Raw genomic sequence first — 13,948 nt, 5'->3', positions numbered from 1 at the left:
GACCATGAGCACACCGCTCAAGCAGATCCACCTGGCGGCACACTTCCCCGGTGTCAACAACACCACGGTGTGGAGTGACCCGGAGGCGGGCAGCCATATCGAGTTCAGCTCGTTCGCCCACTTCGCGCGCACCGCCGAGCGCGCCAAGTTCGACTTCCTGTTCCTCGCCGAAGGGCTGCGGCTGCGCGAACAGGGCGGCAAGATCTACGACTTGGACGTGGTGGGACGGCCGGACACCTTCACCGTCCTGTCCGCGCTCGCCGCCGTCACCGACCGCCTCGGCCTCACCGGCACCATCAACTCCACCTTCAATGAGCCCTACGAGGTGGCCCGCCAGTTCGCCAGCCTCGACCACCTGTCGGGCGGGCGCGCCGCGTGGAACGTCGTCACCTCGTGGGACGCCTTCACCGGGGAGAACTTCCGCCGCGGCGGCTTCCTCCCGCAGGACGAGCGGTACTCCCGGGCCAAGGAGTTCCTGGCCACCGCCACCGAGCTGTTCGACTCCTGGCGGGGCGACGAGATCGTCGCCGACCAGGCGTCCGGCACCTTCCTCGGCGACGCGCGGGCCGGAGCCTTCGCCCATCAGGGACGGCACTTCGACATCGCCGGGCAGTTCAACGTCCCGCGCAGCCCACAGGGCCGCCCCGTGATCTTCCAGGCCGGTGACTCCGAGGAGGGCAGGGAGTTCGCCGCGGCCGGCGCCGACGCCATCTTCAGCCGGTACAGCACCTTCAAGGAGGGGCAGGCGTTCTACACGGACGTCAAGGGCCGCCTCGCCCGCCATGGCCGCACCCACGACCAGCTGCTGATCCTGCCCGCCGCCACCTTCGTCCTCGGCGACACCGACGCCGAGGCGCGGGAGCTGGCCCACGAGGTACGCCGCCAACAGGTCAGCGGCGCCACCGCGATCAAACACCTGGAGTTCGTCTGGAACCGCGACCTGTCCGCGTACGACCCGGACGGCCCGCTCCCCGACATCGACCCCGACCCCGGTGAGCACACCATCGCCCGCGGCCGCGCCCAGGTGCGGATGTACCGCGATCCGCTGGCCGTCGCCCGGGAGTGGCGGGAGCTCGCGGCGGCGAACAAGTGGTCCATCCGTGACCTGGTCATCGAGACCGGCAGCCGCCAGTCGTTCATCGGCTCCCCGGCCACGGTCGCCGAGACCATCAACTCCTTCGTCCAGGCGGACGCCAGTGATGGCTTCATCCTCGTACCGCACATCACCCCCGGCGGGCTGGACGTCTTCGCGGACACCGTCGTCCCGCTGCTCCAGGAGCGCGGTGTGTTCCGCACCGAGTACGAGGGCACGACCCTGCGCGACCACCTCGGCCTGGCCCACCCCGGCACCGAGTCGCACCAGAACCGGGCCGCGTCATGAAGTTCCTGGCCATCACCCTCATCGTGCACGCCCCGGACCCGGTGACCGGGATCCAGAAGACCACCGGTGAGCGCTTCCGCGAGGTGATCGACAACGCGCTGCTGGCGGAGGAGCTCGGCTTCGACGGCTTCGGCGTCGGCGAACGCCATGAGCGGCCGTTCATCTCCTCCTCACCACCGGTCGTGCTCAGCCACCTCGCCGCACTCACCTCCCGGATCCGGCTGTTCACCGCGGTGACCCGACCCGCTGTTCTCGGCCAACGTCACTCACCCCATCAAGCCGTACGCCGAGCTGATCCTGGTCGCCGACCGCGTGGACACCCAGTTCGTCGGCTCACCCGCGCGCGTCGCCGACCAGCTCGAGCAACTCCAGGAAGCCACCGGCGCGGACGAGCTGCTCATCACCACCATCACCCACCGCCACGCCGACCGGGTGCGCTCCTACGAACTGCTCGCCGAGGAGTGGCGACGCCGCTGAGCCGGGGCGGAATCGCGCAGCAGGGGAAGCAGTTGGTCACCGATCCGGCTGATCTCTTGCTTGTAGGGGGTGTCGGACAGGACGAAGTGGGTGATGCCGAGCTCGCGGTAGCCGTGCAGCGCCCGGGCGACGTCATCGGCGGAGCCGACCAGCCAGGTGGTCCCCGCTCCGCCGGCGCCGAACGTGCCCGGGGTGGTGTACAGGCAGGTGTCGAGCACCTCTCCGCGCTGGGCGAGTGCCGTCGGTCCACCTCCTCGCTCAGCGTCTTGAGCCGGTCGACGCGTTCGGCGATCCCGTCGAGTGGTTCACCCCAGAAGAGCTGGACAACCGCCTCGGCCGCCGACACCCGTTCGGCGGCCGGGGACGCGCCGCCGAAATAGAGCGTCGGATGCGTCCTCCCACCGGTGGGGTACGGACGTGGAGCGACGGTTGAGCCGGTGACCCGCCGCACTGGCGAAGTTCGCCGGGTGCCAGTAGCCGGGGCGGATCGCGATCAAGGGTTTGAACGTCGTGGTCCGGGCGGCCAGCGCCGTGGCGACGGTGAAGGTGTCCGGACGCCCCCATCCGGTGCCGAGCAGCGCCCCGCTCCAGCCGTGGTCCTCCGCCAGCCGGGCGAGGTCGGTCGAGTACTCGATGGACCCCCAGCCGGATGTCGTGTCGTCACCGCGATGGCCCGGTTCGACGGTGTTGGGTATGTACCAGAGAAATTCCAGGCTCATGCTGGTTCCGATCGCTGCTTGGCTTGTGGGCACGACACGAGCCGGGCCGGTCATGGAGGGTGAGGGGCAGAGGGCGGTGGACCGGTCGACTGCGGCGCCGCCGTCTGTGAAGGGCCCGCGGGTCAAGGGGAACGCGGCGGAACGTGAACGGAGCGTTGGTTCACGTTCGGAGGGCCGCGGCGGCGCGGCGGCGGAGCGGATGGAGGATCAACACTGCGCGCTGGACACGCGAACGAGGTCAACACAACGCTCGCTGGTCAGGAGCAGGACCTCATAACATGTGATCGAGTCTCTGCGTGAGCGTTCAGAATGTCAATGAGCCTTTTACGGCCTCGGCCCGGCGCCACCCGGTGCGATGAGGACGGCGCCGTCCACTGTCGCCTGTCCCTGGCATGGTGCGCGGCCCGTCGCGGCCGCGCCCCTTGGCTCGATTACGGTGAGGCGGCGTTGGCGCCGGTCGCCTTATCGATCGCCGCCATCACCTCCGCGCGCCGGGGCTGCCCGGACGCCCTGCCGACGACCCGGCCGGCCCGGTCGAGCACCAGCACGGTGGGCGTCCGCAGGATCCCCAGCCGCTTGGCCAGCTCGAGCCGGTCCTCCGCGTCGATCTCGACATGCGTCGCTCCCGGCACCGTCCCGGAGATCTCCGCCAGCAGACGCCGCGTCACCCGGCAAGGGCCGCAGAAGGCGGTGGAGAACTGAACCAGGGTCGCCCGGTCGCCCAGCTCGGTCCCGAGCTCCACCGCCGACAGGCGCACCGCGCTATCCCGGGGCCGCGCCCGGAACCTCCCGCCGGACACCGCACGCGCCACTCCGACGACGCTCGCCAGAATGAGCACCGCCGCACACACCACCAAGCCGGTCATGCCACCAGTCTGCATCCACCCGGTCCCTTCGATGACAACCGGCCATCGCCCCCCGGCTGTCCTTCGCCTACCATGACCGCCATGGACTCCACCCGTTCGCCGCGGCTGACCAGCCGCCGCGTGGTCGACCTGTGCCGGGCCACGGCATCCCGTTGTCGCTGACACCCGCACCGGTCATCGCCGTTCCCGCCCTTCCGGAGTCCTCCTCATGCAGATCGATCCGCGCGGCCCCCGGTTCGCCGCCGCGCTCACCACACTCGTCCTGTCCGCGGTGCTGATCACCGGCAGCGGCGCCCTCCTCGCCGCGCAGACCGTGGTCTTCGCGCTCGGTGCGTTCGGCGGCCTGCGGTACTCCCCGTATGGCTGGCTGTACCGAGTCGCGGTTCGGCCCAGGCTCCCTGCGCCCGGTGAGCTGGAGGACGCCCGGCCGCCCCGCTTCGCCCAGGGTGTCGGCGCCGTCTTCGGCCTGCTCGGCACCGTCGGCCATCTCACCGGCACGCACTGGCTGGGCCTGGCCGCGACCGCTCTTGCCCTCGCGGCGGCCTTCCTCAACGCGGCCTTCGACTACTGCCTCGGTTGCGAGATGTACCTGCTCGTGCGCCGCGTCCGAAGCGCCTGATCACACGCCTTCGAGAGCTCTCCGGGCGTTGCGGGCCGCGGTTCGTACGGGAATCACGCGGGTCGCGACGGGTGGGCGCCGCTGCGGGGGTCAGGTACTGACCGCGCCCCGGTGGTCCGCCGCGAATGGTTGCCCGAGATCAGTTCGGACTCGCTGGTTCGTCAACAGCGTTGTGTTGCCACGCCATTGCAATCATGTGCATCCCGATTCCGCGTCGCCTCACGATGTCCCGGTTCCGCCACGTCCGCCCACGTCGGCCTGGCGCAGGGCGTCGTGGGTGACGGTGCCGGACACCCGGCCGTCAATGAGGACCCAGGCGGTGCCGGTGTCCGGGGCGAGCCGGGCGGCGGCCTCGTCGACGGCTTCACCGATGCCCACGGCCGGGGGCGAGGGGAGGAGATGGTCATGGAGCGGGGCGGTGGACGCTGAGGGATCCCCGGCCACCAGGGCGCGGAGGGCATCGGGCCGGACGGCGCCGATGACCTCGGACACATCGGTCGTCGCGTTGCCGCCGGAGCGGGGGAGACGCACCGGGACGAGCGCTCCGGCGGCGGTGAGCGCGTCCGCCACCGTGGCCGTGGACGGAAGGGCGGTGAGGGGGGCCGGGCGGTCGCCCAGGACGTCGGCGACCGTCGGCGTTCCCGGGAGGTCCTCCAGGAAGCCGAAGCGCCGCAGCCAGCCGTCGTCGAAGTACTTCGACAGATATCCCCGGCCCGAGTCCGGGAGCAGGACCACCACCAGGTCGTCCGGGGTGAGGGTGGCGGCCACCCGCAGGGCCGCGGCCACCGCCGTGCCTGCCGAGCCGCCCGCGAGGATGCCCTCCTCGCGGGCCAGTCTGCGCACCGTCGTGATCGACTCACGGTCTGCGATCCGCTCGAACCGGTCCACCACGGACGGGTCGTACGACTCCGGGTACTCGTCCTCCGCGGTCTGCGGGTGGAGGTAGTGGCCGATGCTCTCCACGTAGTACGGACTTCCGTCGCCGCCCGAGTACGTGGATGTCAGCGGATCGGCGCCGATCACCCGGACCAGGCCGCCGCTGGCCTCCTTGAGGAAACCGCCGGTCCCGGTGGCCGTCCCGCCCGTGCCGACGCCCACGACGAAGTGGGTGACCCGGCCGCCGGTCTCGGCCCAGATCTCCGGGCCGGTCGTGGTCCGGTGGGCCTCCGGATTGGCCGGGTTGTCGTACTGGTTGGCGTACCAGGCGCCAGGTGTCCGCGCCGCCAGGCGCGCGGCGACGTTGCGCACGTGCTCCGGATGCTCACGCGGGAGCGCCCCCGTGGTGACGACCACCTCGGCGCCGTACGCCTTGAGCGTCTTGATCTTCTCGGGGCTCGTACGGTCCGGGACGACGACGATCGACCCGTAGCCCCGCTGGGCGGCGATCATGGCCAGCGCCATCCCGGTGTTGCCGGAGGTCCCCTCGACGATGACGCCGCCGGGCGCCAGCGCCCCGGACTTCTCCGCCGCCAGGACCATGCCCAGCGCCGCCCGGTCCTTGACGCTGCCGGCGGGGTTGAAGAACTCCACCTTGGCGTAGACGGGGGCGGGCACCCCGGAGGCGATCCTGGTGAGTCTGACCAGCGGGGTGTCGCCGACGGCGTCGAGCAGGGATTCGTGAAGAGTCATGGCTCCGCCTGAGTGAGGCCCGGTGCGGGCCGTGGTTATCGGTCAGTTGACAGTCTGGTCCGTTTCATCACCTCCCGCGGCGGCACCGGCGTGGCGACACGGCCGATCCGAGTGGGAAACATCGCACCGCCGGACAGCGGAGTACCGCCCGCCGGGTGGGACCCGGCGGGCGGCGGGTGCGCCGATCAGGGTGTCACTGCACGATCTTGAGCAGCTTGTTGGGCGAGCCCGAACCGATGCCGGAGAGCGCCCCCGACGTGGCCCCGTCCACCAGCGCGCTCCCCACCTCGGACGGGGACGCGGTGGTGTGGCCCGAGAGGTAGATCGCCGCCGCGCCCGAGACATGCGGGGCGGCGAAGGAGGTCCCGGAACCCGTGTAGGTGGCGGTGTCGGAGCTGTTCCAGCCGGCCGTGATGTTCGAGCCCGGGGCGAAGAGGTCCACGGTCGAGCCGTAGTTGGAGTAGCTCGCCCGCGCGTCGGCGTTGGTGGTGGCGCCTACGGTGAGGGCGGTCGGCACCCGGGCGGGGGAGTAGTTCGCAGCGTTGGCGTTGGAATTGCCGGCCGCGATGGAGTAGGTCACCCCGGACGCGATCGACTTGGTCACCGCGTTGTCGAGGGAGGCACTGGCGCCGCCGCCGAGCGATACGTTGGCGACGGACGGGCCGGAGTGGTTGGCGGTGATCCAGTCCACGCCCGCGATGACACCGGCCGTGGTGCCGGACCCGTCATTGCCGAGCACCCGGACCGCCACGATCTTCGCCTTCTTGGCCACGCCGTAGGTGGTGCCGGCGACGGTCGTGGCGACGTGCGTGCCGTGGCCGTAACCGTCCTGTGCCGTGGTGTCGTTGTCCACGAAGTCGTAGCCGTACGACGCCCGGCCACTGATCTGCGCGTGGGTGATCCGCACACCGGTGTCGAGGACGTAGACGGTCACCCCGCTGCCGGCGCTATCGGGGTAGGTGTACGTGCCGCTCAGCGGCAGGTTGGACTGGTCGACCCGGTCCAGGCCCCAGGGTGCGTTGGTCTGGGTCGCGTCGGCGTGGACCATCTGGTCCTGCTCGACGGAGGCGACCGCCGGATCGGCGGCGAGTCTCCTGGCCTCGGTGGACGCGAGCTTCGCCGCGTAGCCGTTCAGCGCGGCGGTGAAGGTCCGCTTCACCTCGCCGCCGTATCCGGATATGAGGTCCTTCCCCCGGGCGGAGGAGGCCTTGAAGTCGGCCGTCTTCTTCAGGGTGACGATGTAGCTGCCCGGGACCGCCTCCGCGGCCCCGGCGTTCAGGACCGTGCCTTCGGCCGGGGCGGCGTGGGCGGGGAGCACCGTGGCTGCTCCGATAGCCGCCGCGGCGGCGATTCCCGCGGCGATCCGCCGCTTGGTGGTACGCATCACTGCCATCGCGAGGGGTTCCTCCTCGGTCGGTGGCGCGCCGTGGTGCGTGCGCGCTCTGCTGGTTGTGGGCCTTGCGCGGTTCGCGGGAAGCACACGGTCACGCTTCCGGCTCGTCGAGGATTCGCCGGGCCGGGTGCGGGCGGCAAGGGCTGACATCAACACGACACGCACACGTAGCGGGGCGTCATGTGCCGTTGCGGGCGGTCAAGTTCCCGCAATCACCCGTACACACCGCCTCGTGGTGTCAAGGCCCCGTGCGCGGTCCCATCGGTATCCGCCCGCGGACTCGCTGCACATCACGCAATCGGCGCTCAGCCAGCACATCTCCGCACTGGAACACGACGTCAAGACACGTTTTAGTGCGTCCCGGCCGGGGGATCAGGGAGCGGTCAGGACGGTCTTACCGGGCAGCCGCCCGGCGGCGGCGTCCTCGTGCACCGCACTCGACTCGGCCACCGGGCGGCGGTCGGCGATGTGGAGCCGGAGCCGACCGTCGTCGACCCTGGCGACCAGCTCGGTCAGCTGGGCGGCGTCGCCGCGGACGAACAGGCTCGCGGTGCGCACCGACCGGGCGGCTTCCTCGGGAACCGGGCCGGCCGCGCTGGCGGCGACCCCGCCGTCGGCGACGTAGCGCGACAGCCGCGCGGCCTCGTCCGGTGTGACGCGCACCAGGTTCAGCAGGACATGGAAGGGACCACCCACGGCGGCCGGGCCCTCGGCGAGATCGAGGTGGCCGACGACCCGGGTCGCGCCGTAGCTCCGCAGGCGCTCGGCGTGGAGCGGACCGGCCGCCGCGGTCACCTGCGCTCCCGCGTCGACGGCGAGCTGCACCGCGAGGCCACCCACCGCACCCCCTGCCCCGTTGACCAGGATGGTCTGCCCGGGCTTCAACTCGGCGAGCTCGAACAACGTCTGCCAGGCCGCCAGGCCGGTCAGGGGCAGCGCCGCGGCGTCGACCAGCGAGATCGTCCGGGGCGCCGCGACCAGGGCCTCGGCCGGGGCCAGCACATACTCGGCGGACGCGCCGGCGGCGTTGAGGGGCAGCATCGCCACGACCCGGTCACCGACCTCAAGGCCCGTCACCTCCGCGCCGAGTTCGGCGACGGTGCCCGCCAGGTCGATTCCGGGCACATGCGGGAGGGCGACCGGGATCATCTCGGTCAGGACACCGGCGCGGATGTGAGCGTCGACCGGGTTGAACGATGTGGCCGCCACCCGCACCAGCACCTGCCCGGTGCCGGGGACCGGACGCTCGATGTCCTCGTAGCGCAGGACCTCGCTGCCGCCGAAGCCGTGGTAACGCACTGCCTTCATGGCACTTTCCTCCAGTGTGTAGTCACATATCAATCGGCCGGTACACCCTCGCCACCCTGACCGAGGCCGGGCGGGAGAAGGTGCGCCGGGAACTCGAAGGAGATGGCCGATGACCATCGCCGCGGTTGTGGGAATCTCCGTCGTCGACGAGAGCCGTCGGCGAACCTCGTCCTACACCATCAAGGACACCGTGCCCCGGATGCCGAACAGCGACTTGCCGTAGATCTCGGCGGCCACTTCGGGGTTGAGGACCGCGTGTCGGCTCCCGGTCTCGATGTCGCGCCAGATGCGCTGCAACGGGTTGGACTCACCGAAGCTCGAAGCCCCCTGGGCCGAGCACACGGTGCGGACGGCCTCACGCGCGTGGACCGCCGCCGTTCCCGCGTCCATCCGCATCCGTGCCCGGGCGTCGTAATCGGGGAACACCCCCGCCCGTGCGGCCTCGTCGATGTCGTCGGCCGCGCGGTAGGCGTGCAGCCGGGCGGAGTCGGCGAGCGACGCCGCCCTCGCGGCGGCGAGCTGGATGGTGGGTGCCTCGGCCTGGGAGGTGTAGTTCGTCAGGGTCAACGCCCGCCCCGGGGCCCGCTCCACCAGGAGATCGACGGCGGCCGCGGCCAGCCCGAGCAGGGGCCCGGTCAGCACGAGCGCGGCGGTCGGCACGAACGGTGCCCGGTAGAGCGCCTCGTCGGTGAAGGGTGTGGCGTAGCGGCCCTCGACGGCGTCGGGAACGGAGTGGAAACGGTGTGCGGGTACGAAGAGGTCCTCGCCGACGAGCGTGTTCGAGGCGGTCCCGCGCATGCCCGCCACGAACCAGGTGTCCTCGACGGTCAGCTCCGACATCGGTGCCAGCACGATGCCGACGGCGTCCGGCGTGCCCTCGGCGTCCGGCCGGGTGACCCCGAGGACCGCCCAGTCGGCGTGGGCGCACCCGGACGCGGGGGCCCAGCGCCCGCTCACCCGGTACCCGCCGTCGACCACGCGCGCGGTACCCGAGGGGGTCACGACACCGGCGACCCGGGCGTGCGGGGTGTGGGCCCATACGTCGTCCTGGGCCTCGGCGGGGAAGAGCCCGACGAACCACGCGTTGGCATTGAGCAGTGAGGTCACCCAGGCGGTGGAGCCGCAGGCGCGCCCGACCTCGCGGCTGACCTCCAGCAGGGTGCGGTGGTCGGTCTGGAGACCGCCGTAACGGGCGGGTCGCATCAGCGAGAGCAGACCGGCCCCGGCCAGGGCGTCGATGTTCTCGGTGGGCACTCCGCGCTCGCGGTCGGTCGCATCGGCGTTGCCGGAGAGCAGCGGGCGCAGCGCGGCGGCGCGCTCGACGAGGTCGGCCCGCAGCTCGCGCACGGCGTCGGTGGTGCGGGGAACGTCCATGGTGATGTTCATCGTCGTCACTTCGGTGTCGGGGAAAGTGCGAGGTACGGGTCAGCTCGCGACGGCGAGCGGGGCGTGGGTGCCGAAGATCCGGCGCGCGTAGACCAGCGGGGCCGCGGAGGTGGCCTCGGCCTCCTCGAGGCATACGACGAGCAGGACGTGGTCACCGCCGTCCACGTGGCGTTCGACGCGTCCCGCCGTCCAGCCGGCCGACTCGGGCAGGTAGGGGAGTCCGGCGCGGACGGTCCAGGTGACGCCGTCGAACTTCGAGCCGGGACCCTGGCGCCGACGGGCGAACGTCGATGCCAGCTCCCACTGGTGGGCGCCGAGGATGTTCACGCCCACCCGGTCACCGGGCTGGAGGCAGGGCAGCAGCCCCGAGGCGCGATCGAGGGCGAAACTCACCAGCGGAGGGTCGAGCGAGAGCGAGGCGAAGCTCGACACGGTGCTGCCGTGCGGCCGCCCGTCGGCGGTCGTCGCCGTGACCACGGTGACCGGGGCACACACCCCGCTCATCAGCTCGGTAAAGGTCTCTCGGTCGATCATCGTGGGCCTTCCGTTGGGCTGGAATCCGGCTGTCGGGATGCGCGGGCCGGTGCGGCACCGCGTCCGACATCACGAAGTCAACTCCGGCTGAGAGAAGGCCGCTTGGTCCGTCGGCTCAGGATTCCGGTGTCCGGTTGGTCTGCCGGGCCGAGTCGGACCGGGACATCGGCCTCACCGGTCGGCGTCGCGCGGCAGGAGCACCGCGTCCCCCAGTTCCTCGGCGAGTGCCAGCGCGGTGTGGAGGGCGAAGCGGCGGTCGTCGAGGTCGTGTCCCAGCACCTCCTGGGCCCGCTTCACGCGGTAGGTCACGGTCCCCCTGGCCACGTGCAGGCGTCGGGCGACATCCACGAGGCTGCGCTCGGCGCCGATGTAGTGGTACAGCGTGGTCCGCAGTGCCTCCATCGGCGCGCCGCGGGCGGCGAGCCCGCCGAGTTCACGCCGTACGAAGTCGCCGGCTGCGTCGAGATCGGTGGCCAGCAGCGCGATGGCGGCGACGTCGGCGTAGGCGGTCGCGTACCTCGGAGCCCGTCCGGCCTCGCGCCGCAGTCGCTCGACCCTCTCCCCGCGCTCGGCCTCGCGGTGGGAGCGGCGGAAGCCCGCGACGCCGGAACCGGGGGTCCCGAAGGCCGCCCGCATTCGTTGCCGGGACAGTGCCTCCGCGATGGTCTCCCATGAGCCGGTCAGGTCCATCCCGTCCGCCCCCTCTGTCCCGTCCGGAGGTACGGTGCCCCATGCCCACAACCGCCCCGAGGCCACGGGTATGACCAGCGTCGTGGTGGCGCCACGGGCCCGTAGCACCTCGATCGCCGCCGCCTGGAGCGTGGAGCCGCCCATCGGCGAGTCCGACCACACCACCACCGCCTCGTGGGTCCGCCGCAGGTTGTAGCCGAGAGCACGCGACGCCTCGTCGACGTCCATCGCCGCGGCATCGCTCAGCAGGGAACGCACGAGGTCGGCCCGTGCCGCGGCCGCGCTGGTGCTCCACACCTCGTGCTCCACGAGGTAGGTGCGGATCATGGTGTCGGAAAGCTCATCGACGTAGGAGAACAGCTCGCGGGAGACCGCCGTGACCTCGTCGACCGCATTCTCCGGGCCGACCAGCTCGGCACAGGCCCGTAGGAACGCCTCGGTGGTTGCCGCGTGCCCGACCCGGACGCCGTGCAACACCCGCTCGAGCGGTATGGCCCGGTGCACGAACTCGCGGATGCCCTCCAGGATCGCCTCATCGGCGGGCGGGGCGGCTGCCCGGCCCTCCGCCAGAGTGAACAGCGCCCGCAGGGTGGTCGCTTCATTGCCCCGGCGGAGCATCTCGACCGCGGCCGGACTGCCGCCGAGGACCGGCACCTCGCCGACGATCCGCCGCAGGACCACGGAATTCAGCTCGATCGCCCACCGCACGGGGTCCGCACCGACGCGTGCGACGGCGTCCTCGACGATCGCGCGCGGGCTCGCCGCACGGTCGAGGTCGATCTCGCCTTGCGGCCCCAGCCGCGCGATCCAGGCCCGCCGCGGCGGCCGACTGGTCTTGGTCACACCGCCATACTCGATCCGACCCGAGGGGCTGATCAACTGGGCGCCGCCGGAAGCGGCGCCCCACGGTTCGGCTCGTGTGGCGACCCTCAGCCGGTGGGCGGCCGCGCGCTACGGCGCCAAGTACGACGCCGCCCTGTCGTGTGCGGCCTCCGAGCCCCTTGCGGCTGTCCGCGCGTTCTTCGACGTCACCCTCGAGCGCATGGCCGTAGTGGACGTGACCGTTGACGCGCTCTCGCAGGCGTTGCGCGCGCAACTGGGCCGCCTTTTAAGAGGTGCCGCCGCGCGCGGTCACGGCCTTGAGCCCGGCCAGCGATTCCCGCATCAACTGCGACATCTCACGTTCCTCCGGTGCCGTGAGCCAGCGCGTGAAACCGACCTTGAAGACGGCGACCCCCACCTCGGCGGTCAGGCTCGCGGCCGGCTCCTCGACACCGCGTCGGCGCAGGGCGTCGGCGAGCGCGGTCGACATCGAGGCGAGTTTGATCAGCTCGCGCTCCTGGAGTTCCGCGTTCGCCACGATGACGGCCTGCCGCTGCCGGGCGTGCTCGCGCCGACCCTCGAACACCGTGGAGACCGCCTCGAGCCCCGCCATCATCGCGTCGATCGGCGCCACGGACTTCGGCGCCTCGGCGACCGCGGTCGCGAACAGCTCCTGCAACGCGCCCGATCCGTCGAACAACACCTCGCGCTTGTCGGCGTAGTGCCGGAAGAAGGTCCGCTCGGTGAGGCCGGCCCGTTTGGCGATCTCCGCCACCGTGGTCTGTTCGTAGCCGAGCTCGCCATAGAGCTCCAACGCCGCCTTCGCCAGGCGTCCGCGCGCGTTCGGCTCCCATCTACCCATGCTCGGATCCTACCGCGATGGCAGTGGCTGACATCAGGTGCTAGAGTTCGATGACAGTCACTGACATCAATGATTTGGGGCATCTCTCATGCGCGTCTTCGTGACCGGAGCCTCCGGTTGGATCGGCTCCGCCGTCGTTCCCGAGCTCATCGGCTCGGGGCACCAGGTTGTCGGGCTCGCCCGCTCCGACACCTCCGCCGCCGCCCTCACCGCCGCCGGGGTGGAAGTGGTCCGCGGCACCATTGACGACCTCGACGTCCTGGGGAGCACCGCCGCCGCGTCGGACGGCGTGATCCATCTCGCGTTCAAGCACGACATCGCCTTCACCGGCGACTTCCAGGGCGCGGCCGAGGCCGACCGCCGCGCCGTCGACACCCTCGGAGAAGCGCTCTCCGGCACCGGCCGCCCCTTCGTCCTCGCCTCCGGTTTGGCCGGCCTCGCGCCCGGGCGGGTGGCGACCGAGCGGGACACGCCCACGATCGACGGTTCGTCGGTCTCGGTCCGGGCGACCACCGCCCAGGCGGTGCTCGCACTCGCCTCGCGCGGTGTGCGCTCGTCCGTGGTGCGACTGTCCCCGACCTGCCACGGTGACGGGGACAACGGCTTCATGGCGGCCCTGGTCGCCATCGCCCGGGCCAAGGGCGTCTCCGGCCACATCGGCGACGGCGCCAACCGCTGGCCGGCCGTCCACCGCCTCGACGCCGCACGGCTGTTCCGCCTGGCGGTCGAGAAGGCCCCGGCGGGCTCGGTGCTGCATGGCGTCGCGGAGGAGGGTGTCCCAATCCGGGACATCGCCGAGGTGATCGGCCGTCATCTCGGCGTACCGGTGACCTCTGTGGACCCCGAGGCCGCGGCCGAGCACTTCACCTGGCTCGGCGGCTTCCTCGGCCAGGACATCCCGGCGTCGAACGCCCTGACCCGTGAACTGCTGGACTGGCGGCCGACCCACCCCGGCCTCCTCGAAGACCTCGACAAGGGCCACTACTTCCGGGTCCCCGCCACCCCCGCCTGACCCGGATCCGCCCCCGCCTGACCCAGCTCCGCCACGCCGGGCTCCGGGCCATCTCCTGTGCGCGCGGGCCGAATACGGCGTGTTAAGCTCCGAACCGGCTTCTCACCGTTGGGCTCTCCGCCTCGCCAACCAGCTTCACCCGGGTCCCGATGACACGGGGAAGGTGGAAGTCACTCATCACATCCTGGAAAAGGGTGTTCTGTGATGGTGGCGACGTGCGTCGGCTCTCCTGGTTCCTTCCGAGCCCCTG

General features: G+C 71.5%; 12 protein-coding genes and 5 pseudogenes. 6 read left to right on the top strand and 11 right to left on the bottom strand.

What is annotated here, in order from left to right; translation table 11 throughout:
• The first annotated feature begins 4 nt into the window (after positions 1-4).
• The 3 genes and pseudogenes from ACT2CW_RS19090 to ACT2CW_RS19080 form a co-directional block, all read left to right on the top strand.
• Positions 5-1,381 (top strand): NtaA/DmoA family FMN-dependent monooxygenase, encoded by a 1,377-nt coding sequence (locus tag ACT2CW_RS19090; protein WP_164422769.1) that lies wholly within the window; start codon positions 5-7, stop codon positions 1,379-1,381.
• Positions 1,378-1,635, top strand: a pseudogene (locus ACT2CW_RS19085) (LLM class flavin-dependent oxidoreductase); the annotation flags it as partial. The gene ACT2CW_RS19090 and the pseudogene ACT2CW_RS19085, both read left to right, overlap by 4 nt.
• A 43-nt stretch (positions 1,636-1,678) precedes the next feature.
• Positions 1,679-1,858: pseudogene (locus tag ACT2CW_RS19080) on the top strand (LLM class flavin-dependent oxidoreductase); the annotation flags it as partial.
• Here the strand turns inward: ACT2CW_RS19080 and ACT2CW_RS19075 are convergent.
• From ACT2CW_RS19075 to ACT2CW_RS19060, 4 genes and pseudogenes are all read right to left on the bottom strand, one after another.
• Positions 1,822-2,076 (bottom strand): hypothetical protein, encoded by a 255-nt coding sequence (locus ACT2CW_RS19075; RefSeq protein ID WP_445517746.1) that lies wholly within the window; start codon positions 2,074-2,076, stop codon positions 1,822-1,824. The pseudogene ACT2CW_RS19080 and the gene ACT2CW_RS19075 overlap by 37 nt on opposite strands.
• 71 nt (positions 2,077-2,147) lie before the next feature.
• Positions 2,148-2,309 (bottom strand): annotated as a pseudogene (locus ACT2CW_RS19070) (LLM class flavin-dependent oxidoreductase); the annotation flags it as partial.
• 52 nt (positions 2,310-2,361) lie between these two features.
• Positions 2,362-2,577 (bottom strand): annotated as a pseudogene (locus tag ACT2CW_RS19065) (LLM class flavin-dependent oxidoreductase); the annotation flags it as partial.
• A gap of 431 nt (positions 2,578-3,008) precedes the next feature.
• Positions 3,009-3,443, bottom strand: coding sequence for a thioredoxin family protein (locus tag ACT2CW_RS19060; RefSeq protein ID WP_445517496.1), 435 nt, complete (start codon positions 3,441-3,443; stop codon positions 3,009-3,011).
• A gap of 208 nt (positions 3,444-3,651) precedes the next feature.
• Between ACT2CW_RS19060 and ACT2CW_RS19055 the strand changes: the two genes are divergently transcribed.
• Entirely contained in the window at positions 3,652-4,062 is a 411-nt protein-coding gene (locus ACT2CW_RS19055) for a DUF4395 domain-containing protein (RefSeq protein ID WP_445517495.1), read from the top strand.
• Positions 4,063-4,281: 219 nt separating this feature from the next.
• Here the strand turns inward: ACT2CW_RS19055 and ACT2CW_RS19050 are convergent, their stop codons facing one another.
• The 6 genes from ACT2CW_RS19050 to ACT2CW_RS19025 form a co-directional block, all read right to left on the bottom strand.
• Positions 4,282-5,691: a PLP-dependent cysteine synthase family protein gene (locus ACT2CW_RS19050; protein WP_445517494.1), complete on the bottom strand. Its 1,410-nt coding sequence runs from the start codon at positions 5,689-5,691 to the stop codon at positions 4,282-4,284.
• 193 nt (positions 5,692-5,884) lie between these two features.
• Entirely contained in the window at positions 5,885-7,084 is a 1,200-nt protein-coding gene (locus ACT2CW_RS19045; protein ID WP_445517493.1) for a S8 family peptidase, read from the bottom strand.
• A gap of 372 nt (positions 7,085-7,456) precedes the next feature.
• On the bottom strand, positions 7,457-8,392 hold the full coding sequence (locus ACT2CW_RS19040; RefSeq protein WP_445517492.1) for an NADP-dependent oxidoreductase: 936 nt from the start codon (positions 8,390-8,392) through the stop codon (positions 7,457-7,459).
• A gap of 171 nt (positions 8,393-8,563) precedes the next feature.
• Positions 8,564-9,778 (bottom strand): acyl-CoA dehydrogenase family protein, encoded by a 1,215-nt coding sequence (locus ACT2CW_RS19035; protein ID WP_445517491.1) that lies wholly within the window; start codon positions 9,776-9,778, stop codon positions 8,564-8,566.
• 39 nt (positions 9,779-9,817) lie between these two features.
• Positions 9,818-10,312 carry a flavin reductase family protein gene (locus ACT2CW_RS19030; RefSeq protein ID WP_445517490.1) on the bottom strand — a complete coding sequence of 165 codons (495 nt, stop codon included), beginning with the start codon at positions 10,310-10,312 and terminating at the stop codon, positions 9,818-9,820.
• Positions 10,313-10,483: 171 nt separating this feature from the next.
• Positions 10,484-11,845, bottom strand: coding sequence for a PucR family transcriptional regulator (locus ACT2CW_RS19025; protein WP_445517489.1), 1,362 nt, complete (start codon positions 11,843-11,845; stop codon positions 10,484-10,486).
• 100 nt (positions 11,846-11,945) lie between these two features.
• Between ACT2CW_RS19025 and ACT2CW_RS19020 the strand changes: the two are divergent.
• A pseudogene (locus tag ACT2CW_RS19020) lies at positions 11,946-12,050 on the top strand (TetR/AcrR family transcriptional regulator); the annotation flags it as partial.
• 60 nt (positions 12,051-12,110) lie between these two features.
• Here ACT2CW_RS19020 and ACT2CW_RS19015 read toward each other — a convergent pair.
• Positions 12,111-12,686, bottom strand: coding sequence for a TetR/AcrR family transcriptional regulator (locus ACT2CW_RS19015; RefSeq protein ID WP_445517488.1), 576 nt, complete (start codon positions 12,684-12,686; stop codon positions 12,111-12,113).
• Between the two features lie 88 nt (positions 12,687-12,774).
• On the opposite strand from ACT2CW_RS19015, the gene ACT2CW_RS19010 reads away from it, so the two are divergent.
• Positions 12,775-13,698, top strand: coding sequence for an SDR family oxidoreductase (locus ACT2CW_RS19010; protein WP_445517487.1), 924 nt, complete (start codon positions 12,775-12,777; stop codon positions 13,696-13,698).
• Positions 13,699-13,948: the final 250 nt, after the last annotated feature.

It is taken from the genome of Streptomyces sp. NEAU-174, assembly GCF_052665095.1.
Note: the sequence above shows the minus strand (reverse complement) of the source record. Positions and strands in the feature narration are given on the sequence as shown.

Bases quoted from the DNA above. Each gene is read 5' to 3' on its own strand.
- ACT2CW_RS19090 (WP_164422769.1), top strand. From the start codon at position 5: ATGAGCACACCGCTCAAGCAGATCCACCTGGCGGCACACTTCCCCGGT.
- ACT2CW_RS19060 (WP_445517496.1), bottom strand. From the start codon at position 3,443: ATGACCGGCTTGGTGGTGTGTGCGGCGGTGCTCATTCTGGCGAGCGTC.
- ACT2CW_RS19055 (WP_445517495.1), top strand. From the start codon at position 3,652: ATGCAGATCGATCCGCGCGGCCCCCGGTTCGCCGCCGCGCTCACCACA.
- ACT2CW_RS19050 (WP_445517494.1), bottom strand. From the start codon at position 5,691: ATGACTCTTCACGAATCCCTGCTCGACGCCGTCGGCGACACCCCGCTG.
- ACT2CW_RS19045 (WP_445517493.1), bottom strand. From the start codon at position 7,084: ATGGCAGTGATGCGTACCACCAAGCGGCGGATCGCCGCGGGAATCGCC.
- ACT2CW_RS19040 (WP_445517492.1), bottom strand. From the start codon at position 8,392: ATGAAGGCAGTGCGTTACCACGGCTTCGGCGGCAGCGAGGTCCTGCGC.
- ACT2CW_RS19035 (WP_445517491.1), bottom strand. From the start codon at position 9,778: ATGAACATCACCATGGACGTTCCCCGCACCACCGACGCCGTGCGCGAG.
- ACT2CW_RS19030 (WP_445517490.1), bottom strand. From the start codon at position 10,312: ATGATCGACCGAGAGACCTTTACCGAGCTGATGAGCGGGGTGTGTGCC.
- ACT2CW_RS19015 (WP_445517488.1), bottom strand. From the start codon at position 12,686: ATGGGTAGATGGGAGCCGAACGCGCGCGGACGCCTGGCGAAGGCGGCG.
- ACT2CW_RS19010 (WP_445517487.1), top strand. From the start codon at position 12,775: ATGCGCGTCTTCGTGACCGGAGCCTCCGGTTGGATCGGCTCCGCCGTC.